Annotated in this window: 18 protein-coding genes; 4 read left to right on the forward strand and 14 right to left on the reverse strand. The window is 31.0% G+C overall.

What is annotated here, in order from left to right; all coding sequences use genetic code 11:
• Positions 1-4: 4 nt before the first annotated feature.
• The 4 genes from H2650_RS06010 to truA all read right to left on the reverse strand — a co-directional run bounded on the left by H2650_RS06010 (position 5) and on the right by truA (position 6,910).
• Entirely contained in the window at positions 5-2,602 is a 2,598-nt protein-coding gene (locus H2650_RS06010) for a zinc-dependent metalloprotease (protein WP_188049853.1), read from the reverse strand.
• Between the two features lie 86 nt (positions 2,603-2,688).
• Positions 2,689-4,260 (reverse strand): sensor histidine kinase, encoded by a 1,572-nt coding sequence (locus tag H2650_RS06015; RefSeq protein WP_188049854.1) that lies wholly within the window; start codon positions 4,258-4,260, stop codon positions 2,689-2,691.
• Between the two features lie 46 nt (positions 4,261-4,306).
• Positions 4,307-6,061 (reverse strand): ABC transporter ATP-binding protein, encoded by a 1,755-nt coding sequence (locus tag H2650_RS06020; protein WP_188049855.1) that lies wholly within the window; start codon positions 6,059-6,061, stop codon positions 4,307-4,309.
• 93 nt (positions 6,062-6,154) lie between these two features.
• Complete coding sequence (gene truA / locus H2650_RS06025; protein ID WP_188049856.1) at positions 6,155-6,910, reverse strand: tRNA pseudouridine(38-40) synthase TruA; 756 nt, start codon at positions 6,908-6,910, stop codon at positions 6,155-6,157.
• A 242-nt stretch (positions 6,911-7,152) separates the two neighbouring features.
• Between truA and H2650_RS06030 the strand changes: the two genes are divergently transcribed.
• Positions 7,153-7,650, forward strand: coding sequence for a metallophosphoesterase (locus H2650_RS06030; protein WP_188049857.1), 498 nt, complete (start codon positions 7,153-7,155; stop codon positions 7,648-7,650).
• On the opposite strand, the gene H2650_RS06035 is transcribed toward H2650_RS06030, so the two are convergent.
• The 3 genes from H2650_RS06035 to H2650_RS06045 all read right to left on the reverse strand — a co-directional run bounded on the left by H2650_RS06035 (position 7,625) and on the right by H2650_RS06045 (position 10,721).
• The gene (locus H2650_RS06035; RefSeq protein WP_188049858.1) at positions 7,625-9,352 is read right to left on the reverse strand and encodes an ATP-binding protein; all 1,728 of its coding nucleotides are present in this window, start codon (positions 9,350-9,352) and stop codon (positions 7,625-7,627) included. The two genes, H2650_RS06030 and H2650_RS06035, sit on opposite strands and share 26 nt — an antisense overlap.
• 142 nt (positions 9,353-9,494) lie before the next feature.
• Complete coding sequence (locus H2650_RS06040) at positions 9,495-10,157, reverse strand: response regulator transcription factor (protein WP_188049859.1); 663 nt, start codon at positions 10,155-10,157, stop codon at positions 9,495-9,497.
• A 150-nt stretch (positions 10,158-10,307) separates the two neighbouring features.
• Positions 10,308-10,721, reverse strand: a complete 414-nt coding sequence (locus H2650_RS06045) for a DUF4293 family protein (RefSeq protein WP_188049860.1) — start codon at positions 10,719-10,721, stop codon at positions 10,308-10,310.
• Between the two features lie 183 nt (positions 10,722-10,904).
• Here H2650_RS06045 and rho point away from each other — a divergent pair, with 183 nt between their 5' ends.
• Positions 10,905-12,713, forward strand: a complete 1,809-nt coding sequence (rho, locus tag H2650_RS06050; protein ID WP_188049861.1) for a transcription termination factor Rho — start codon at positions 10,905-10,907, stop codon at positions 12,711-12,713.
• Between the two features lie 100 nt (positions 12,714-12,813).
• On the opposite strand, the gene H2650_RS06055 is transcribed toward rho, so the two are convergent.
• The 3 genes from H2650_RS06055 to H2650_RS06065 form a co-directional block, all read right to left on the reverse strand.
• Positions 12,814-14,037 carry an RsmB/NOP family class I SAM-dependent RNA methyltransferase gene (locus H2650_RS06055; protein WP_188049862.1) on the reverse strand — a complete coding sequence of 408 codons (1,224 nt, stop codon included), beginning with the start codon at positions 14,035-14,037 and terminating at the stop codon, positions 12,814-12,816.
• A gap of 138 nt (positions 14,038-14,175) precedes the next feature.
• Positions 14,176-16,137, reverse strand: coding sequence for a KUP/HAK/KT family potassium transporter (locus H2650_RS06060; protein ID WP_188049863.1), 1,962 nt, complete (start codon positions 16,135-16,137; stop codon positions 14,176-14,178).
• Between the two features lie 114 nt (positions 16,138-16,251).
• Complete coding sequence (locus H2650_RS06065) at positions 16,252-17,694, reverse strand: hypothetical protein (protein ID WP_188049864.1); 1,443 nt, start codon at positions 17,692-17,694, stop codon at positions 16,252-16,254.
• Positions 17,695-17,808: 114 nt separating this feature from the next.
• Between H2650_RS06065 and H2650_RS06070 the strand changes: the two genes are divergently transcribed.
• Positions 17,809-18,864, forward strand: a complete 1,056-nt coding sequence (locus H2650_RS06070; protein ID WP_188049865.1) for an oxidoreductase — start codon at positions 17,809-17,811, stop codon at positions 18,862-18,864.
• A 70-nt stretch (positions 18,865-18,934) separates the two neighbouring features.
• Here H2650_RS06070 and H2650_RS06075 read toward each other — a convergent pair whose 3' ends face one another.
• From H2650_RS06075 to H2650_RS06090, 4 genes are all read right to left on the reverse strand, one after another.
• Positions 18,935-19,393 (reverse strand): sensor of ECF-type sigma factor, encoded by a 459-nt coding sequence (locus H2650_RS06075; protein ID WP_188049866.1) that lies wholly within the window; start codon positions 19,391-19,393, stop codon positions 18,935-18,937.
• A gap of 43 nt (positions 19,394-19,436) precedes the next feature.
• Positions 19,437-19,853: a hypothetical protein gene (locus H2650_RS06080; protein ID WP_188049867.1), complete on the reverse strand. Its 417-nt coding sequence runs from the start codon at positions 19,851-19,853 to the stop codon at positions 19,437-19,439.
• 32 nt (positions 19,854-19,885) lie between these two features.
• Positions 19,886-20,428, reverse strand: a complete 543-nt coding sequence (locus H2650_RS06085) for an RNA polymerase sigma factor (RefSeq protein WP_188049868.1) — start codon at positions 20,426-20,428, stop codon at positions 19,886-19,888.
• Positions 20,429-20,490: 62 nt separating this feature from the next.
• Positions 20,491-21,606, reverse strand: coding sequence for an SRPBCC family protein (locus H2650_RS06090; RefSeq protein ID WP_188049869.1), 1,116 nt, complete (start codon positions 21,604-21,606; stop codon positions 20,491-20,493).
• 604 nt (positions 21,607-22,210) lie between these two features.
• On the opposite strand from H2650_RS06090, the gene H2650_RS06095 reads away from it, so the two are divergent.
• Positions 22,211-22,597 (forward strand): MazG nucleotide pyrophosphohydrolase domain-containing protein, encoded by a 387-nt coding sequence (locus H2650_RS06095; RefSeq protein ID WP_188049870.1) that lies wholly within the window; start codon positions 22,211-22,213, stop codon positions 22,595-22,597.
• Positions 22,598-22,635 lie beyond the last annotated feature (38 nt).

Below are 22,635 nucleotides of genomic sequence, written 5' to 3' on the forward strand. Positions count from 1 at the left end.
TGGTTTATAAAGTAGTTGTTAATGCTTTTTTGATGCGTTGTATTAAATCTAAATAATGATTCTTGGTAGATTGATTTCCGGTATTCTTTTTTATTTCTAATAATTGAAGAACTTTGTTTAATTCTCCTTTTTTATCAGAAGTTATTTCAGAAACGCGTTTCAAAGAAGATTGATTGATGTTTCTAGCCATCTGACTCTCATTGAGTTGATTACACAAATTAGGCATGGCTAGTGTTTGTTGAATATCTATTATTTTCTTGGCATCCGTTTTTTCAAATAGTTTATTTGTAGATACAATTAAAACATCAACATAATTTTTCTGCGTCATGCGTTCTAAAATCGACAATGATTTGTTTAGAATTGTTGGAGCAAATACGTGTTGATGAACTTTTTTGAATAAATTATTGACCGTAAATATATTTTCTTTGCTTCCATTTCTTTGATATAATTCATTTTCAGTCATTCTCATTAAACGTTCGTCACTAAACAGATCGTATAAAATACTATATTGTAATTCGCGCGATAAAGTATAAGGGGTATATTCATAAGGTCCAACAGGAGAATCTTTTAAAGGATTTGTTTTGTCTAAAATTGGATTGAAAAATAACCATTCTGGAATTGTAAGAACATTTTTGATTATATAATCGGTGGCATTATTTTGAGTTAGAGCAGCAACTGGAATGTAACTTTGTTTGTTATCTCCGTGAACGGTGGCATTAAGGTAAACACCTCCAATATTATTTAAGACATGACGATTGTATAATTGCCATTGACCAATGGTGCCAATATATAATTTTCCTGTTTCGTAATACGTATCATCCTTTTCATAAGTCCATTCAAGAATGTTATTTACAACACGCTTTAGATTTTTAAGACCATATTCACTAGCCTTTACAGCATCATTTCCTAAATCTTCAGATTGTGATCTTGGATCAATTGTTGACGCACCATCTTGTTGTTCACCATAAAAATAAATAGGATCGTTTTGATGTTTGCTAATCAATGCATTCAGTTTATTGGTTTCGTTCTCTTCTTCAGGATACCATCTGTATCCCCAATCTATGGCGTATTTGTCATATTCCCCAATTTTAGGAGTGATAGCAGTTACATTATCTTCAGGTTGTGCCACATAATTATAACGTGCATAATCCATAATTGAAGGTGCAGTTCCGCCCATTTTTTCTGTAAAATCTTTAGATCGTAACGACTCAACATCGTATGCAAAAGAAGAACCCATATTGTGTTTTAATCCAAAAGTATGCCCAACTTCATGAGAAGATACAAAACGAATCGCTTCTCCCATATGCTCATCACTAAATTTATTGCCTCTTGCTTTTGGATCTATCGCTCCAGTTTGAATGCGCATCCAGCTGTGTAAAGAAGTCATCACATTATGCCACCAGATAATATCAGCTTCGATAATTTCTCCACTTCTAGGATCTACCACAGAGGGTCCCATGGCATTTGCTTTTTGAGAGGCAGCATATGTTATTACAGAATACCTTACATCATCAATATCAAAATCTAAATCAGCTTCTGTAGGTTCTTTGGCGATTATCGCATTCTTAAATCCAGCTCTTTCAAAAGCAATTTGCCAATCATGAACTCCGTCTATGATATATTGTCTCCACTGTTTTGGTGTAGAGGGATCAATGTAATATACGATAGGTTTTAATGGCTCAACTAATTCCCCTCTAAGGTATTTTTCTTGATCTTCTTTTTTAGGTTCTAATCGCCAGCGCGTAATTAGTTCTTTTTCCATCATGGCATGTTGCGCGTCATTAAAATACCAATGTTTTTCTGTAAAATAACCAATTCGATTATCAGAAAAACGTGCTTTCATAGGCACTTTATCAAGAAGAATAATATTACTAGTGACACCAAGTGTTACTGATAATGACGGACCACCTTCGGATACCGAAGTTGTCAATTGCGATTTGACTACAATGTTTTTTGGGAATGATTTTGCACCTTCAATATAGGATAAGTCGGATTTAACGGAACCTCCAAATCCAATATTACTCAACACATCATTGAAACTTTTTTGTTTGCCATCAAAAATTTTATTGACTTTAATTACAACCGAAGTAGAGTCGTTATTTTTGGTTTCTATATCAAAAAACTCAATAATAGACTCAGAGAAATTATTGGCTACAGAAGTCGTTATGGCATCCTCTTTTGGAGATGAAACTTTAGGTACATAGGATTTTACCCAAACTTTTTTGGCTACTGCATCTTTATAAAAACTGATTATTTTGTTTTCATAGTTCATTCCTTTATTTAAACCCGCATCATTAACCTGAAAAGGAACTTGTGATAGCTTATTTACAACCAGAAATTCTCGGTTAAACAAACTGTCTTGAATTTCAAAATACAGATCTGTTTTTACCTCAATGATATTGAATAATCCTTTTTTTACTGTACCATCTTTGATCAAATCGTTGTACTTTTTGCCTTTTTTGGAGGCTGTACTATCTTTTGCTATTTCGGTATTGTTTGCTTTTTTATTTTTCTTTTGCGAATAACTGGAAACAGAAAGCAATAAGAATAAAAATAAAATGTAGATTGTTTTATAGTTTTGCAACAAAGCCTTTTCCCTCATTTGAATGTTAAGTTTAGGTTAATTTTCGGCGAAAACTATTGATTTTTTACGCTTTAAAAAAATAAACGGGAGTGAGTGGCTTTTTTTTAGGAGTGGATGTCAATAAGAGGTAGAATACAGGTAAAAGTTTCTTCTTTTTCTGATACTTCAAAATTATTTTTAGAATAATAATCATAAATACTTCTCAAGTAATTCAGACCAAACTTGGTACTTGGCTCCGTATTTGGCTTTTTTTGCAAATTATTTATCACAATTACTTTATTTTTTTCTACTATTATTTGAGTATGCAAAGGTTTGTCGTGTGTGGCTAAATTATGCTTTATAGCATTTTCCACCAGAATTTGAAAAGATAAATAGGGCAAACTCTTGCTTAATGCAGATTCATCCTCAATTTTTATAGTAAAAATTAATTCATCATTAAAACGGGTTTGCTGCAGGAAAATATATTTTTCAATAAATAATAGTTCCTGGTTTAGGGAGACAATATTTCCCTCAGGAGGATCTATTAAATAACGGTAAATTCGAGATAAATTTAATGTAAACTTTTTAGCAATTTTCCCATCACTATCAATTAACATATAAAGTGAATTTAGCGAATTAAATAAAAAATGAGGATTAATTTGCTCCTTAAGTTGTCGCAATTGAATCAATGCTTTTTCCTTAATTATTTTTTCGTTTTCTAAAAATAATGAGTTTTTTTCTTTGGTAAGCTGTGCTTTCTCTAAGTAAGATCTTCGGTTTGCTCTTGCAAATAAATAAAAGATAAAAAGAAGCATTGCTGTGGTAACCAAATAGATTAAGGTTGCATATTTTTTTACCAAATTGACATTCTCATCAGCAAAAACTTTTGGGAAATTTACGCTAATATACCAGTCTGATCCTTGTACATCAAGCTTTTTTGTGAAACGAATAACATCCAATTTTAAATACTCAGAAAGAGAGATTCTCTTAATGAAATTTTTGTCTTTATTGAATAAAGTATCAGGGGGTTTTAAATTGGAAATTTTAAAAATATTTTGGCCAATAAATAAAATATCTGGATGAAAAATACAGATTCCATTTTGATCAAACACAAAAATATAATTTGGAGCCTTTTCATCTACTGTTGAAAAATAGTTATGTAAGGCTTTTAAATTAATATCATAGCCATATCTAACGATCGTTTTATTGGTAGATTCAAGTTTAAAAAAACAACGCCAAACCCATTGATTTCCTTCTTTAATTATGCTACTATTTTGCGTTAAATCTTTATTTTTAGCTACAAAACGATTGATGTTATTTTGATAGGTTATTTCATTCTCTCCTTTTCCAAAATGAATTTTACCATCGTCTATCTTGAACCAGTTATGAAGTACTAAAGAATCAGTAGCTTGAATAGCACTTACTACGGAAATATTTGAAACTAATTCTCTAGGAATACTTATTTTTAAAAGTTCCTTAATTTGTCTTTGAGGCTCTAGAAATTTAGAAAACTCCTGAGAAACTAGTTCTTGTTTTTTAATAAAGTTACGTTGTGCCATTTCTTCATTTGACTTTTCAGTAATTTTTGTGATTAAGTTACTTAACACAAATACTGAAATTCCCGCAAGAAGTATAGATATGATGCCATAGACCAAAAAGGCGCGTCTAGTAGTGGTATATTTTAATTTAAATTTCAAATAGTTTAGGGTTAGATTTCATATCACGATACTCAAATAATAAAAGTTAGTTGGCCACTGAAAATTGAGAATCATACAAATTTTTATAATACCCTTTTTCACGACTAATTAATTCTTGATGTGTACCTTCTTCAACAATTAGGCCTTTATCCATCACCACAATTTTGTCTGCATTAACTATAGTTGCTAAGCGGTGCGCAATAACAATCGAAGTTCTTCCTTTAGTAATGGTTTCAGTGGCACGTTGTATCAACTCTTCAGAATACGTATCAATAGATGAGGTTGCTTCATCTAGAATCAAAATACTAGGATTACTTACATACGCTCTCAAAAAAGCAATCAACTGGCGTTGTCCAGACGACAGCATAACGCCACGTTCTTTAACGTCAAAATCATAACCATCAGGGAGACTCATAATGAAATCGTGAACACCAATTTTTTTGGCTGCTGCCAAAACTTGATCGCGCGTAATATCAGGATTATTTAATGTGATATTATTAAAAATAGTATCGGCAAAAAGAAAAATATCTTGTAACACAACGGCGATTTGTTTTCTTAACGAACTTAAAGTATACTGTTCGATATTGTTATTATCAACATAGATAGAACCACTATTAATTTCGTAAAAACGATTTAGTAAATTAATAATAGTAGATTTTCCTGCTCCCGTAGAACCTACAATTGCAATAGTTTGCCCAGCTCTTACTTCTAGGTCAATTCCTTTAATCACTTCCTCATCAGGAATATAACCAAAATGAACTTTCTTAAAGGTTATGTCTCCGTTAAAAACAGGTGCCTCTATAACTCCAGTATCTTGTATTTGATCTTCAGTGTCTAAAATATCAAAAACACGATTTGCTGCAATCATACCCAATTGCATCTCATTGAATTTGTCTGCAATTTGTCGCAAAGGATTAAATAACATTGCAATAAACATTGTGTACGAAAATAAATCTCCAAAGGTGGTAAAGGTATCACCGTTTAAAATCTTAAAACCTCCGTAAAGAACTATAAATCCTAAAGTCAAGGAGGAAATAATATCTGCAATAGGGAAGAAGATAGAGTTATAAAGAATTGTTTTTATCCAAGCTTTTTTATGTTTATCATTAATTTCTTTAAATTTTTCTGATTCAATTTTTTCACGATTAAAGAGTTGTACAATCTTCATTCCCGTTACACGCTCTTGTACAAAAGAGTTCATATTGGCAATTTGGTTTCTAACTTCCTCAAAAGCAACTTGCATTTTTCTCTGAAATATACGGGTAAAGAAAACAAGTATTGGCATAGCAACAATTACTATCCAAGTCAGTTTCCAGTTCATGTAAAACATAAAAAGCAAAACCACGACCATTTTCATAAGGTCACTAATAATCATAAATAAACCTTGACTAAAAATACGAGCAATAGACTCAATATCCGAAACAGAACGAGTTACTAATTGTCCTACTGGAACAAGATCAAAATATTTCATTCGAAAACTTAATATATGCTGAAATAGTTTTACACGAATGTCTTTTACAATATCCTGACCCAACCAGTTTGCCCAAAATACAAAGTAAAATTGCGAAAATACTTCTAATAAAAGTACAATTCCCATTAAAACAACATACAATAATAAACCATGCTGATCTTGGTTCGAGATGTAACCATCTACAGTTTGTTTCAACAAATAGGGACGCAATGCTGCAAACACCGAAAGGGAAATGGCAAAAATAATTACACCATTAAAACGCCATTGGTAAGGTTTTGTATATTTTAAAATTCTTTTAAATAATCGGGTATCAAATGCCTTTGCTTTCATATTTTTTTTTAGGAGCTATTTCCTGCTATTCGTTTCAATCTTTAGGGTTTCGTTTCGCAACGATTCCCTAAAGGATTTTAACTGCTATCAGGGCTATTTTGTAATATAATCGTACTCTATTTCGGTTAAATATAAGCCATGTGCCGGAACCGAAAAACCAGCTTTGTCTCTGCTTTTACTTTTTATAATGTTTTCAAAATCCTCTAAAGTGATTTTGTGCAGACCAATATTAATCAAAGTACCCACAATAGCGCGTACCATATTTCTCAAAAATCGATTGGCCGAAATCGTAAAAATTAATTTTCCATACTCTTCTTTTGTTGACCCTAAAGTCCAATGGGCTTTAAAAATGGTACAATCAAAAGTGTTTACGTCTGTATTTACTTTAGAAAAACATTGAAAATCAGTATAACTAAATAATAATTTTGCCGCTTCATTCATTAGATCAATATCTAATTTTTGGTAAAAATACCAACTTTGTTCCTGTAAAAAAGGATCTTTGAATGTGTTTATATGGTATTCGTATGTTCTTTTTACCGCATCAAAACGGCTGTGTGCTTGATCAGAAACAGGAATGATCGTATAAACTGTAATATCCTTTGGTAAATAAGAATTTAGCTTGTGTACCAGACTCGGGATATCAAATTGTTTATCATAATCAAAATGGGCAAACATCTGCTTAGCGTGAACACCAGTATCTGTTCGGCCAGCTCCCATCAAGTTTATTTCAGTATTTAATAAAGTAGAAACAGCGTTATTCATTGTTTCTTGTACTGAAGATGCGTTAGGTTGTAATTGCCAACCATGATAACGGGTTCCGTTGTAAGCTAATTTTATAAAATATCTCAAGTCTATTTTTTTGAAGCTACAAAGATACTTATTAATTTTTTGGCTACGAAGTCACCAATAGCCAAAGTTTGTTAAGTTTCTAATGGATTTTTTATTTGGAATCCTAATGTCTAATTTTGCAAGATTACATAGCCCAGATTGTAGAGGAAATCCTTTTTGTTCGCTACGGCGAACAAAAAGATTGAAACGAAAAGCTGGAAATAGCTCCAGAAAAATATTTAACTTGCATTGAGATTAAAAAAATGAAAAAAATTCTTCTTCTATCCGATACGCATAGTCATATTGATGACACGATTTTAAAATATGTAAATCAAGCAGATGAGGTTTGGCATGCAGGTGATATCGGCGCGTTGACAGTAACTGATACAATTAAAAAACTAAAGCCATTACGAGCTGTTTTCGGCAATATTGATGACGCACAAGCCAGACTTGAGTTTCCTTTGCACAATCGTTTTATGTGTGAGGGAGTGGATGTCTGGATTACTCATATTGGTGGTTATCCCGGAAAATACAATCCCAATATTAAAGAGGAAATTGCTAAAAATCCTCCTAAATTATTTATTTGTGGACATTCGCACATTCTAAAAGTGATTTATGATAAAAAAAATAACTTTTTACACATGAATCCTGGTGCAGCTGGTAAAAGCGGTTTTCATCAAGTGCGAACCATGTTGCGTTTTGTGATCGATGGTGATGCCATCAAAGATTTAGAAATTATTGAGATAGAAAAACAGGGTTAATTGCTTTCTTGGGATAGGTGATAGGTACTATGATTTTTATTGAAGTTCCAAGATTTATTTTAGAATTAATATCCATAGTTCCTTTGAGATTAGTAAGGCGCGATCTAATCTGATTAAGTCCAAAACCTTCTAAAATATGGAATTTCTTGCAATCAAAACCTTTCCCATTGTCTATTATATCAATTTGCAAAGAGCCGTTATCTTCCTTAAGACTTAATTTGGCCTGATTTGCTTGGCTGTGTTTAATAATGTTGTTTAGGAGTTCCATAATGATGAAGTAGATTTTTATTTCAAAATCTTCATCATAACGTGTTTTTCTTTCTACACAGCTTGAATATTTAAAATTAAGAATTGAATTAGAATTCTTTTCGCATAAATCTTCTAATGCATCAAAAAGTCCAAATCGCGCTAATACAGAAGGCATTAATTCATGAGAAAGATTTCTTACTTGGTCGTGTGCTTCCTCTATAATGGTCTTTGTTTTTATTATTTCTTGAGAGGGTGATTCGCTTTGAGAAATATGCGCATACAAATGCATTCCGGCTGAAGAGAGTAAAGCGCTAATGTTATCGTGCAAAAAGGAAGCTATTTTTTTTCGCTCTAATTGTTGTCCATTTATAGTGGCATTAATTGTGTTTTCCTGAACTTTACTTCGTAAATCCTTAAGTTTGTTTTTGTGTTTTAATTTTACGTTTTGAGAGTAAAAATAAAATAAGAAGAATAACAATAGTAACATGGATAGTAAGACTATGAAAATCTTTTTATTTCGGGATTGCTCATTCAATAATATACTTTCTTTACTTTTTAAACGGTTTTCTATTTTATCTATTTCTCTTTTAAATTCGTCAATTTGAAGATTTATACCCGCCACATTAGCTTTATTTTTTTTCTCTTCACTATTCAGTTCTTCGTTAAGAGTATTGTAAATGGCTAAATTTTTGTACGCATTTTGATAATCACCATTTTTACCTAAAAACTTTGAATATTCATGATAAGAATAGGATAAATCTGATTTTTCATTTCCTTCATTTCCTAATAATATGGCATTCTCAAAGTAGTATTTGGCTTTTGGTTTGTCATTTTTATGATTATAGTACATTCCGTTTAGCATGTTCAACACTACAACTGTACTCGAGTCGCCATGTTTCTTGTGGTATTTATTGATGTATTCGAGATAGGGTAATCCTTCTTCAAACTTATCAATATCAAAATAAGCCCATGTCAAATTGACTTTGGTAAACACTATTCGAGAGGAATCTTTAATTTTGATACTGTATTCTAAGGATTTTTTGTAATAATAAATTCCTTTTTCATATTGCTTTTTATCAAAGCAATAAATATTACCCAAGTTGTTATTTATCCAGTTCTTTAAAATGTCATTATTGGTCTTATTAGCATAAGTTAAGCCTTTGTGATAATAGTAAAACGCTTTGTCGTATTCGGACAATTGATCAAAATTGGCGGCGATTGTATTGTAAGCACTAGCGATTAAGTTATTGTCTTTTGAACAAATTGCTAGTTTTAAACCAAGTCTAGAGCGTATTAAAGATTTTTCATAACTTCCATTTCTCATTAAATCAATAGCTTCTTTAATAATAGCCTCAGCATTATTTTCTACTTTTTTGTCTTTAGCTGCTAAAATGTTAAAAGAGAAAAAATTGAATCCCAAAAATAATGCAATAAAAAGATGTTTTAGCGGCATAAATAGTTGTTTTGAGCTATTGGTTAAATAGGTTTTTGGTTATTTTTGGTTTAGTTAGAGTAGTATTGTTATAGTATAAAATTGATGTTTAAGACTTTTTCCTATAATTAGGATTTTATTCATGCTTGGGTAAAAGTCTCTTTTAGGGTTTTATCAATTTATTTTTAATGGCGTATTTTACCAGACTAATGGAGTTCTTTGCGTCTAATTTTTTCATGATATTTTTACGATGTGTTTCTACCGTATTGCAACTAATAAATAATTGGTCGCTAATCTCTTTTCCGCTAAATTCTAATGATATAAGAATGATAATCTCCAGTTCTCTTTCCGTCAAAATATCGTTACAAGGTAATTTTGGATTGTCTAGTTTTGGATTTCCTTTGGTGACTTTACTAAAAATTTTCTCTCGAACATCTTTACAGAAATATTCTTCACCATTAGTAACAGCAAGAATAGATTTTATAATGTTTTCTCCGGCGCATTTTTTAGTTAAATAACCGCTACTGCCTAGTTTCATTACTTCTTTGACAATTCTTAAGTCATCATGACTCGACAAAACGATAATTTTACAAGGAAAACCTTTTTCTGCAAATTCTTTAATAACCTCAATTCCGTCTTTTCCGGGCATATTGATGTCTAGAATTAGCACATCTGTTTTATTCTCAACTACTTCGTCATATAAATTGTTACCGTTTATAGAACTGCCAACAACTTCAAATGCAGCGTTGGTGTGCAATATTGTTTTAATGCCATCCATAAGAATTTGATGGTCATCAGCAAGGTGGATTCGTATTTTTTCTGACATAGCGTAATTATTCACACCAAATTTAAAAAAAATATGTAGTTAGCGTCTCATTTTGTTGTTTTTGTTTAGAAAATTTAGATTTTGGATAAAAAAAAACCCGAATTGTTACATTCGGGTTTCCTTCGCACTAATAAACTAAAATTTATAGGTTTACCTCAATCTGTCCACAGATTTTACAAGATCTTCATCCTTTTTGATGGCCTTATTAGCTAAAACTAATAACACGACAGCAACTACAGGTAGAAACATCCCAATACCTTTCTCAGAAACAGCAGGTGTCTCTCCAGATAAGTTTAGTGAACGATATACAAACAATCCTAATAAAATCAAATTTAATAAGATATTCAATCTGCCGATAACAAATTGATTCTGTCTTTTTTTATAATATACTATACTTACTAAGGACAAAGTAGTACTTAATCCTAATAATATGGTATAAACTTGGCTTTGCATAAAATAGTATGGTTTATTATCGCTCATAGTCCATAACGGAATGAAAAATAATAAGATGCCCGTAACAACAAAGGCAAGAAATAAATATATGGTTTGAATTCTCTGTATCATTTGCTAAATATGTTTCACAAAAATATATTTTCTTTTTTAAAAATACTATTGTCTGATAAAAATTTATTCGTATTATTGCATCATAATACCGTAAGCACTTCATACTGCGGTTGATTCAATTTAAAGTTACTACCTATCTTTTACAGTATTCCTCAAAAAATTAATTAAACTCATAGAACATTCATGTTTGATATTTCTGCATTAAAAGAAATGAAGCTTTCTGAGCTTCAAGAAATAGCTAAAGCGGCTAAAACTATAAAATTTAACGGTGTAAAAAAAGAGACTTTAGTTAGTCATATTTTAGAGCATCAAGCAGCTCATGTTGAATCTACTACTACAAAGACAGAAAGTAATCTGGAAGAGGATAAAACTAAAAGAGTTCGAATTCTACCCGTAAAAAAAGTTGCTATTCAAAAGAATAAAGTAAATTCTCTTTTTGAAGCGGAGCCTATTGTAACAGAAAAAGAGGTTGCTCTTGAAAATAATGCTACTATCCCAGCAGATACAATAGAAAAAGAAGAATCTATTAATAAAGAATCTTTAGTAGAGGAGAAGAAGGCTGGAAAAGCGATAAAATTTAATAAATCTGCTTACGAGAAAAAAATTGCCTTGAAAAAGGACAAGGAGGAATTAAAAGAAACTTCAAAAGAATCAGAAACTGTTGTTGAAGCTGCAGCTGAGATTACAATTGATAGTAAAGCTGAAGTTACAACTCCCGTAAAAAAAATAAATCCAAACCAATTGCACAAACAGAATTCAAATTCAAATCCAAATCAAAATGGAAATGGAACTGCAAACGGGAACGGAAATCAAAATCAAAACCAAAATCCCAACTTCAAAAACAAAAAAAGCAATTTTGCTGCTTCTGATTTTGAATTTGATGGAATTATAGAAAGCGAAGGAGTTCTAGAAATGATGCCTGATGGTTACGGTTTCTTAAGATCTTCAGATTATAATTATTTAGCTTCGCCAGATGATATTTATTTATCAACTTCTCAAATCAGATTGTTTGGTCTTAAAACTGGAGATACTGTAAAAGGAGTGGTTCGCCCACCAAAAGAAGGAGAGAAATTTTTCCCATTAGTGCGTGTTTTAAAAATAAACGGACACGATCCTCAAGTAGTTCGTGATCGAGTTTCCTTCGAGCATTTGACTCCTGTTTTTCCATCGGAAAAATTCAAATTAGCTGAAAAACAAAGTACTATTTCAACGCGAATTATTGATTTGTTTTCACCAATAGGTAAAGGACAACGTGGAATGATTGTGGCGCAACCAAAAACAGGTAAAACAATGTTGCTTAAGGATATTGCAAATGCAATTGCAGCCAATCATCCAGAAGTATACTTAATTGTTTTATTGATCGATGAAAGACCAGAAGAGGTTACTGATATGCAACGTTCGGTTCGTGGAGAAGTAATTGCTTCTACTTTTGACAGAGAACCACAAGAGCATGTTAAAATTGCCAATATCGTACTAGAAAAAGCAAAACGTTTAGTAGAATGTGGGCACGATGTAGTAATTCTTTTAGACTCTATTACGCGTTTGGCAAGAGCATATAATACTGTTCAACCAGCTTCAGGTAAAGTATTAAGTGGAGGTGTAGATGCGAATGCATTACAAAAACCAAAACGATTCTTTGGAGCGGCTCGTAATGTAGAAAATGGTGGTTCGTTGAGTATTATTGCAACTGCATTGACAGAAACGGGTTCTAAAATGGATGAGGTTATCTTTGAAGAATTTAAAGGAACTGGTAATATGGAATTGCAATTGGATAGAAAAATTGCTAATAAACGTATCTTCCCAGCTATCGATTTGACTTCTTCCAGTACAAGACGTGATGATATGTTATTGGATCCAAAAACATTACAACGCATGTGGATTATGAGAAAATACCTTTCGGATATGAATCCTGTGGAAGCAATGGATTTTATCAATGATCGTTTCAAGAAAACTAAAAATAATGAAGAGTTTTTGATTTCAATGAATGATTAAAAAAAATAAATCAAAACATTTTAAAGTTGATTAAAGATAAAAAAAAACTCCAATTTTCAAATTTGAAAATTGGAGTTTTTTTATTTTACTAATAAGTATTTTAAACTGTCTGTTCGTTTCTTTCTAGCAATGCCATATAAAAACCATCAAAACCAGACTCAGAAGCTAGGATTTTTTGATCTTTTATAAATTTAAATTGTTTTCCAATATCAGTTGTAAGAAAACGAGCCACTTGATCTTGATTTTCAGAAGGTAAAACAGAACAAGTTGCATATACTAATTTTCCACCTGGTTTTACAATTTTAGAATAACTTTCTAAAACTTCCGATTGTACTTTACGAATATTATCGATAAACTCTGGTTTCAGTTTCCATTTTGCATCAGGATTTCTTTTTAGAACACCTAGACCACTACACGGTGCATCAATAAGAACACGATCTGCTCTTTCATGTAGTTTTTTGATGATTTTTGTAGAGTCGATAATGCGGTATTCGATATTAAAAGCGCCGTCTCTTTTTGCTCTAATTTTTAATTGCTTCAATTTGCTTTCATACAAATCCATAGCAATCAATTGTCCTTTATTTTCCATTAAAGCGGCAATGTGCAACGTTTTTCCACCAGCACCAGCACAAGTATCTACCACACGCATTCCTGGTTTTACATCTAGGAAAGCAGCAACTAATTGTGAATTTGCATCTTGAACCTCAAAGAAGCCTTGTTTAAAAGCATCCGTCAAAAATACATTAGCTCTTTCTTTAAGAACTAAAGCATCTGGTTGATTTTTTAAGGTTTCTGTTTCAATGTTTAAATCCATTAGAATAGCACGAAGTGCTTCTCTAGTAGTCTTAAGTGTATTTACCCTTAAAATCACTTTAGCAGGTTGGTTTTGAGCTGCAATTTCAGTAGCCCAAACTTTTTCGCCTAATTCTTTAACCCCTAATTCATCCATCCAATCCGGAATAGATTCTTTCAAAGCTCTTACTTTTGAAAGTTCATCAAAGCGACCTTTTATTTTTCGATCAGGAGTTCCTTCAAGCTGACGCCAATCCGGAATAGGATAACCTCTTAAAACAGCCCAAACAGAAAACATTCTCCAGAGATTATCTCTGTCAAACGGCTCTTTTACTTCGGCAATTTCTGCGTATAATCTCTTCCAACGTACAATTTCGTAGATGGTTTCTGCAACAAACTTTCTATCTGAACTTCCCCAACGTTTGTCTTTTTTTAAGGATCTTGCTACTACTTTATCTGCATATTCCCCTTCATTAAAAATGGCGTTTAATGCGTCTATTGTTGTGTAAACTAAATTTCTGTGTAATCTCATTTTAAATAATTGAGGTGCAAAGGTACTATTTATTGATTGAATGTTATATTTTAAATAATGATTCTTATTTTTTTAATTTTTAAACAAAAAAAAACACTGTAATTAATACAATGTTTTTAATGTTTTTGGATGATAAAATTATTTTATTCTAATTAAATCTACTTTTTCAGGAGCATGAAGCACCATAGGAAATTTTTCAATTTTAACAGAACTACTATCTAAACCAAAAGCTTTTTCCTCGGACAAACTTAATTTTTTAAGTAGGAAATAGGAATTCATTATTATCTTTTCGTGCCATCTTAAACGACTGTCATTAGAAAGGAATTTTTCCGAAAGTACAAATTTAAAGTCACCAATAATATTATTTTTATTCAATGATTCATATCTACTTGTAATATCTACTTCGCCTTTTTTAACCATGTCTTTAATGACCTCTCTAAACATTAAGTTAATTTTGGTAGGTTCTCTAAAACCAAGATTAAAGTCGACACGATATAAATCATCTTTTGCGATTTCAGTAACTTTATATTCCGCTTTGTAAGGTTCTGACAATATATTTACATGAACAAACCAGTAAATATCAGCTCTTTTAGGTCTTTTTTGTAAAATAGAGTACATTACTTTTTCTTCTATTTCATCAGTTCTACCTGCATTAGTCATATAAACTAAGTGGGTTGCATATTTTGGAATCGATAAATCAGCACTCAATTCAGCTAGTACTTTTTTATAATCTTCTACTTTAACAAGTTTAGTGTAGCTTTTGTTAATTTGTTTAGCTAGATACCAAGTTGTCATTATGCTAATTAATATCGCTGCTATGATTAGTGTAACATAACCACCATCGGCAAATTTTGTAATATTTGCGGCTAAGAAACTAAATTCGATTAATAAATAAGTTGTGATAAGAGGTACAATTAGATATAATTTTACTCTTTTCATTATCAAATAATAGTTAAGTAAAATGGTTGTCATTATCATACACAATATAATTGCCAAACCATAAGCATGCTCCATATTATTTGATTCCTCAAAGTGTAATACGATTCCAACACATCCAAAAAACAACAACCAGTTTATAGAAGGTATGTATAACTGCCCTTTCAATTCCGTTGGATATTTTATTTTTACTTTGGGCCAAAAGTTTAATCTCATAGCTTCATTAATAAGAGTAAAGGAACCACTAATCAAAGCTTGTGATGCAATTACAGCGGCTAGAGTTGCTACTACAATACCAATTGGCTGAAACCAATCTGGCATGATAAGATAGAAAGGATTCCCATTCTTTCCTCCTAAGGTTTGTAGTGTTTCACCTTCTTTACCGATTAAATAAGCTGCTTGTCCAAAATAATTTAGGACTAAAGTTGTTTTTACGAATACCCAACTTATTCTAATGTTTTTGCGTCCGCAATGTCCCATGTCTGAGTACAAAGCTTCTGCACCAGTAGTACATAGGAATACAAATCCTAAAACAAAGAAACCTTCCGGATGAATAGAGAGTAAATGGTACGCGTAATATGGATTTATCGCTTTTAGAACTGTAAGGTTTTGTCCTATTTGTGATATTCCTAATACTGCAAGCATGGCGAACCAAACCATCATCATCGGAGCAAAAAACTTACCTACTAATTTTGAACCAAATTGTTGGATAGCAAAAAGCACGAATAAAATACCAATAACGATTGGAATTGTATTTATTTCTGGATAAAATTTTCTAATTCCTTCTACAGCGGAGGATACAGAAATTGGTGGTGTGATAATTCCATCGGCTAGAAGTGCACTTCCTCCAACAATTGCGGGGACAATTAGCCATTTTATTTTTGTTTTTTTTACCAAAGCATATAAGGCAAAAATACCACCTTCACCATGATTATCAGCACTTAATGTAATCATTACATACTTAATGGTGGTTTGCAAAGTAAGAGTCCAAAATACTGCTGATACTCCTCCTAAAACAACATCAGCATTTATAATGTGATCGCCAAGTATGGCTTTCATTACGTACAAAGGTGAGGTTCCAATATCACCATAAATTATTCCTAAAGAAATTAATAAACCGCCTAAAGTTAATTTACTATGCAGGTCTTTGTGCGATGCGCTCATGTAGTGATTTTAAATAACTTGTCAAAAATACAATTTTAAAGTAAATTGTAGCTTTTTATACAATAAAAAAAACACGGCTAAAAACCGTGTCTTAATTTCTTTAAAAGAGTTTATTTAAATTCGTCTATTATTATTTCTAGGAGAGGAATTACCTCTTTGTGATTCACCTCTTTGAGGTGCCGATTCACTTGCTCCGCTTCCTCTATTTTGTGATTGCGCTCTCTCAGGAGTAGACTCTCGAGCCGGACTCATTCTGTTCTGAGAATAATCTCTAGATGAATTACCTCTTTGAGGACTTGCTTCTGTAGAAGGACTCATTCTGTTTTGAGAATAATCTCTAGATGAATTACCTCTTTGAGGACTTGCTTCTGTAGAAGGGCTAGTTCTGTTCTGAGAATAATCTCTAGATGAATTACCTCTTTGAGGACTTGCTTCTGTAGAAGGGCTAGTTCTGTTTTGAGAATAATCTCTAGAAGAATTACCTCTTTGAGGACTTGCTTCTGTAGAAGGACTTGTTCTATTTTGAGAATAATCTCTAGAAGAATTACCTCTTTGAGGACTTGCTTCTGTAGAAGGGCTAGTTCTGTTCTGAGAATAATCTCTAGAAGAATTACCTCTTTGAGGAGTTTCTTCTGTAGAACGGCTTGTTCTATTTTGAGAATAATCTCTAGAAGAATTACCTCTTTGAGGTCTATTTTCGCTAGAAGGATTTGTTCTGCTTTGAGAATAATCTCTAGAAGAATTACCTCTTTGTAGGCTGTTTTCTCTTGATGAATTACCTCTTCTACTAGCATAACTTACGTCATTTCTAGATCCTCGTCTTTGATCAAGTTCGTAACGATTTACAACATTTACATTTCTTCTAGAAAAAGAATAATTTGGATTTTGTCTCTCATAACCATTCGATCGTCTTGAATTATAGAAAACCACGGTGCGATCATTTCTTCTGTGATTTACATAATTGTAATTATTATTGATATTGATACTAATATTGATATTATTTCTATATCGAAACACTGGAAAAGGATTCCAAGCATAATAATAAGAAGGATAATAATTCCAGTTCCAAGTAGAATAATAAGGGCGATAATTGGTCGACCAAAATGAGGCGTAAATTATTGGAGGTGTATAATAAACGGGTTCGTATATGTAATTGTCTCCATACATGAACACATCACCCACAACTTGAACATGAATTTTATTATCTCTATCTTTTTCTACATCTATAGTAGCTACATCTTGATAAACATCTTGATCAAGTACAGATTGGATAATAATTAAGTGCGTTCTGTTTTCAACTGTTTCAATAACTCTTAAGTAATCTACTTGATCATCATTATTTAAATCTAAATTTGAAATTTGAAGCTCAGGATCGTTAAGGCGTCTTTCAAAATCTTGAAGGTCTCTAGAATCTCCAAAAATAGACGCAACTGCTCTCAAATCAAGATTATCACTTATTTCTGAATTCTTAGCGTTTACCGATATTCTTTTTTGCGCTTGAATTTGTGTTGCGAAAACAGTAGTCAAAAGACTCAATAATAGTAATTTCGTTTTCATAATTTATGGGATTAAATGTTCCTTTTTTTTACAATCCAATTACTATGCCAATAAAATTTAGAGTAAGATTGTATTTGTTCAAATAGTTGTAAATTGTCGCAAAATTTATTAGTTATGAAAAATTCTATACTATTTCTACTTGTCTTGATTTTCTTTGTATCATGTAACATAAAACAAGCAAATACTTTAAGTCAAGAACACTTTAAATCAGTAAAGATTGATACTTTATTTCAAGATAAAATAAGTATTAGAGCCATACAGATTGACAAAAATAAAATTTGGTATGCTGCTGATAAAGGGAGACATGGTTTTTTTGATTTGAATACCAAACAAAAAAAAGAGAATTTAATCACCAAAGATTCTTTAAAACTAGAATTTAGAAGTATAGCGCAAACAGCAAAGCATGTTTTTGTTTTAAGCGTTTCAAATCCAGCATTACTCTATCAAATTTCTAAACATGACGCTACTGTAAAATTAGTTTATCAAGAAAACCATGAGAAGGTTTTTTTTGATAGTATGCAGTTTTGGGACAACAACCAAGGAATTGCTATGGGCGATCCAATAAATAATTGTTTGAATATAATTATAACTAAAGATGGTGGAAAATCATGGTCAAAAATCCCATGTGATAAATTACCAAAGGTAGAAGAAGGGGAAGCCGCTTTTGCAGCAAGTAATACTAATATTGTTATAAAAGGAAATGATACATGGATCGTTTCTGGTGGCAAAAAATCTAGAGTTTTTTATTCTCCAGATCGCGGTGCTAAATGGATGGTTTATGAAACACCGATTGTTCAAGGAAAAGCGATGACAGGAATATTTACAGCTGATTTTTATGATTCGAATATCGGATTTGTTGCCGGTGGTAATTATGATGATTTAAAACAGAATTTTTCTAACAAAGCACTTACTATAAATGGAGGTAAATCATGGAATCTTGTTGCGGAAAAGGAAGGTTTTGGTTATGCATCTTGTGTTCAGTTTGTTCCTAATACAAAAGGCAAATCTCTTGTAACAGTTGGAACTTCAGGAGTGTATTATTCTTCAAATAGTGGAACTTCATGGAGTCAATTAAGTACAGATAAGAGTTTTAATACCATACGTTTTATAAATAAAAATACTGCTATTGCTGCTGGACAAAATAAAATGGTTCGTATGCGCTTTGAATAAAAAAACCTAAAAAGTAAAAATAGTTATACTTTTTAGGTTTTTTATGAATTAATAAAAAAAAAATAAGAGGTTATTTTTGTACACTTTTATTGCGATATTGTTGTAGCAATTTTCTATTGAAATCCTCTTCGGCTTTTCTAAGCTTTATAATTTTTGTAGCAGGTAGGACTGCTTTTACATTTTGAGTGAATTTTTTTCGAAGTGCAAACAATTCTTCTTCGGTGTCCTCAATTTGACTTAAAAAATTACTCGCTTCTTTTTCCGATAATTTGTCAAGAGAACCATCATTCATTCTTTTCATAAAAGCTCTCATTTTTTGATGTCTTAACTCAAATTGATTGTCATCATATGTGTTGTATAATGGCCAAAATTTTTCAGCTTCAGCGTTGGTCAAATCTAATTCTGTCGTGAAAAAAGCAACTTTTAGAACTTTTATTTTTTCTTTTTTTTCTTTCATGCTTTCGTTTTGAGCATAAAAGGAGACAGAAACTAGTACTAGTAAAATTGATAATAGTTTTCTAATGTTCATTTTTTTTATTTTTTTTAATTGTAACTTAAATCACGGTTAGTGGTTATTCTAAAATAAGATTTTCTAAATTTGAATTTAATGATAACACATCTTCTATGGCCTTGTCTTCAAGAACCATACTTATTTTTATGTTATTAATATCTTCTGTTTCCAATACATTAATTAAATCATATTGATTTACATTCGTTTGATAGGTAATGTAATTTTCTAATGCAGCTGCATCCATATTTGATTTTTGCGTAGTAGAATAATTATATAAAGTTGGAACTAGAAGTGCAAGCACTAAAATTGCTGCTATCAGGAGAAATAAATTCTTTCTTTTTTGAAATATTGAAATCACTTTAGGTTCATTCATAGGTAACCTCTCCATCATTTTAGCGGAGAAATTATCAAAATAATTATCTGGTGTTTTAAATCCAGATTCTATTTTAGTCTCGTTTTCTAATTTAAATGTTTTCATATGCTTATAAGACACTCTTATTTTAAAAAGGTTTAATTTCTATTGATAAATGCTTCAATTTTTTTTACTGCAATGTGATAAGAGGCTTTTAACCCACCTACTGATGTGCCTAAAATTTCGGAAATAGCTTCATATTTAAGTTCTTCAAAATATTTCATTTTAAAAACCAACTGTTGCTTTTCAGGTAATAACGCTATTGCTTTTTGTAATTTTAATTGTATTTCATTTCCATCAAAATAAATATCTGCTTCAAGATTTTCTATAGCTTTATTTTGAACCGCTTCAGAAGGAATTTCATTTCTTTTTGATTTTTGCTTTAAAAAATTTAATGCTTCATTAGTAGCAATGCGATACATCCAAGAGAAGAGTTTACTTTCTCCTTTGAAATTTTTTAAATTTAGAAAAATTTTCACAAAAGTATTCTGCAAAACATCATCAGCGTCATCGTGATTGAGAACGATATTTCTGATATGATTGTAAAGAGGCCTTTGAGAATCCACTATCAACTTCTCAAACGCTTGATTTTGCGTTTTAAGATTTAATAATTGTTCTATAAATTCCTTTTCTTCTTGCAAAATTGTTTTTTCTAGGTTAGAATAGAATTTAGTAAAAAGGTTTAATGTAAAGGATAAAAAAGTTAAAACTCAGATTGTTCCTCTGGCTTATTTACCGCAGGTTCTGTTACAACTGCAGGTTCTGGTTTTCTAAACGGAATATAGGTATTAACTGGTACTACTTTGATTTTTATTGGAAAGTAAATCTCCGTAATCCATTTTGATGGACTTTTATTTTCAGACCTACTAGTTTTAAAAATTTCTAAGTGAGAGAATGATTTATCCAATTCTATAACATTTGTGTTACTGTATGCTATAGTTTTTTCTATTGCTTTTTTAGTATGAGAATAATCTCCTGCCATAGTTGTTTTAACAGCGTCAAATCCTTCGAGTTTTCCGCTTAAAATATCGCTTCCAGAACTTGTTAATATTTGATTTTTTATTGGTACACAAACAGAAATTCGTGTTAAGTCGTTGGTGACATCGTAATTGTGATAAATAATAAATGGCTTGCCATTTAGATCTATTTTGTTTTGATTACAAAACTTAATAATCTTATAGAATACTATTCTTGAATTTTTTGTTACATTAGTAATTTTACTAGTAAAAGTTTGATTTAAATAGAAAGTGGTAGCTACTTTTGATAAACCATTTACTTTTAAGTTGTATGTATTTATTTCGTAATCAAGAATCTTATCTAAATTGGCTAAACTCTTTTCGTACGTTTTACCTATAATTCTGTAAATTCCGCCATTAAAAGCAGTACTCACTTTCATATAAAAATTCATTTTACCAATGGTTTTCCAAGTTACCTTAGTACCGCCTATAGTATCTTTGAATTTCCAAAAAACTGACGATGAAGTACCGTCATAGTTCATTTTTTGTGCAATACTATCGTTTTCTTTTACAAAAATAGTTTTCAAATCACCAGCTCCCTCTTTGCCTTGCCAAGTGTATGAAGCGCCAGGTCCAATTGTTTTGTTTGAATAGCTGATTTTTATAGAGGGATCTTCAATCAATAGTGAACTAAAATCTTCCCAATTTCTTAAATCATTCACGTAGCTAAACACGTTTGCTTTTGAGGAATTTATAATTTGACTTCTTTCTACAGTAAAATCCCCTTTTTGAGTTGCAACAAAAATAGATATAGCAACTAAGCTAAGAAGTAGTAAAAGAAACAAATATTTTAAAATCCTCATAATACACGGGTTTATTAATTTCTGTAAAGTTAAAAATTTAATTAACAAGTTATAGAAACTGTTAAATAATTATAATGGTATTTTCTGAATAAAACTTTAAGGTAAATATTTAATTTTTTTAAATGATTTAATAAAAATCACCCTTTTGTCTTTAAATATTTTGCATTCCTAACTGATGTTTTTTTAATTATTTATCACTAATTTTTATTTGCAAACATTTGGTTTTTAACTATCTATTAAGTTTTAAGAAAAATGTAAAGAATACATACTTTTACAATTTTATAAAAAAAAGTCCACCAAAAGGCAGACAATAGATGGTTGGAATTAAAATTTATCTTTTAAAGAAAATTTTGATTAAAAATAAAATACCAATAAAAGCGATAAATCCGATCAATATTTTATAGCTTCCTTTATAAAATATCCTATGTAGTCCTATATCTTTTCGATAAGCAAATGTTATTGCAATGACAAATACAATAAAAAAAAGACCTGCAAATATTAATTGATCCTTACTAAACATAATTAAAAATATTTTTTTACAAATTTAGGGATTAGTTTAATAATAGTTTACTAATTTGTCTTTTCATTTTATAAATAGTAATAGATGCAAAAACAAATAAATGCCGTAAAAGAATTTCATACAACTTTTAAATTAAATTTTAGTGAAATACCTACTGCCGACTTGGGATCAAATACGCATGAACTTCGCTATAATCTAATGAAAGAAGAGAATGAAGAATATCTCGAAGCAGTACAAAATAACGATATAACAGAAATTGCTGATGCTCTTGGTGACATGTTATATATTTTGTGCGGTACAATCTTAGAACATGGATTACAACATAAGATAGAAGCTGTTTTTGATGAAATTCAACGTAGTAATATGAGTAAGTTAGATGAAAACGGAAATCCTATTTACCGAGAAGATGGAAAAGTAATGAAAGGGCCAAGATATTTTAAACCTGATTTTTCTGCTATTTTAAAAAAGTAATTTAGAAGCTGTAATTTTACATTAAATAGAAACTGCAA

This window comes from Flavobacterium sp. GP15, assembly GCF_014281985.1.
GTDB classification, from domain to species: domain Bacteria; phylum Bacteroidota; class Bacteroidia; order Flavobacteriales; family Flavobacteriaceae; genus Flavobacterium; species Flavobacterium pygoscelis.

Excerpts from the sequence above, each read along its gene's own strand:
- H2650_RS06010 (WP_188049853.1), bottom strand. The coding sequence starts at position 2,602 with ATGAGGGAAAAGGCTTTGTTGCAAAACTATAAAACAATCTACATTTTA.
- H2650_RS06020 (WP_188049855.1), bottom strand. The coding sequence starts at position 6,061 with ATGAAAGCAAAGGCATTTGATACCCGATTATTTAAAAGAATTTTAAAA.
- H2650_RS06030 (WP_188049857.1), top strand. The coding sequence starts at position 7,153 with ATGAAAAAAATTCTTCTTCTATCCGATACGCATAGTCATATTGATGAC.
- H2650_RS06035 (WP_188049858.1), bottom strand. The coding sequence starts at position 9,352 with ATGCCGCTAAAACATCTTTTTATTGCATTATTTTTGGGATTCAATTTT.
- H2650_RS06040 (WP_188049859.1), bottom strand. The coding sequence starts at position 10,157 with ATGTCAGAAAAAATACGAATCCACCTTGCTGATGACCATCAAATTCTT.
- H2650_RS06045 (WP_188049860.1), bottom strand. The coding sequence starts at position 10,721 with ATGATACAGAGAATTCAAACCATATATTTATTTCTTGCCTTTGTTGTT.
- rho (WP_188049861.1), top strand. The coding sequence starts at position 10,905 with ATGTTTGATATTTCTGCATTAAAAGAAATGAAGCTTTCTGAGCTTCAA.
- H2650_RS06055 (WP_188049862.1), bottom strand. The coding sequence starts at position 14,037 with ATGAGATTACACAGAAATTTAGTTTACACAACAATAGACGCATTAAAC.
- H2650_RS06060 (WP_188049863.1), bottom strand. The coding sequence starts at position 16,137 with ATGAGCGCATCGCACAAAGACCTGCATAGTAAATTAACTTTAGGCGGT.
- H2650_RS06065 (WP_188049864.1), bottom strand. The coding sequence starts at position 17,694 with ATGAAAACGAAATTACTATTATTGAGTCTTTTGACTACTGTTTTCGCA.
- H2650_RS06070 (WP_188049865.1), top strand. The coding sequence starts at position 17,809 with ATGAAAAATTCTATACTATTTCTACTTGTCTTGATTTTCTTTGTATCA.
- H2650_RS06075 (WP_188049866.1), bottom strand. The coding sequence starts at position 19,393 with ATGAACATTAGAAAACTATTATCAATTTTACTAGTACTAGTTTCTGTC.
- H2650_RS06080 (WP_188049867.1), bottom strand. The coding sequence starts at position 19,853 with ATGAAAACATTTAAATTAGAAAACGAGACTAAAATAGAATCTGGATTT.
- H2650_RS06090 (WP_188049869.1), bottom strand. The coding sequence starts at position 21,606 with ATGAGGATTTTAAAATATTTGTTTCTTTTACTACTTCTTAGCTTAGTT.
- H2650_RS06095 (WP_188049870.1), top strand. The coding sequence starts at position 22,211 with ATGCAAAAACAAATAAATGCCGTAAAAGAATTTCATACAACTTTTAAA.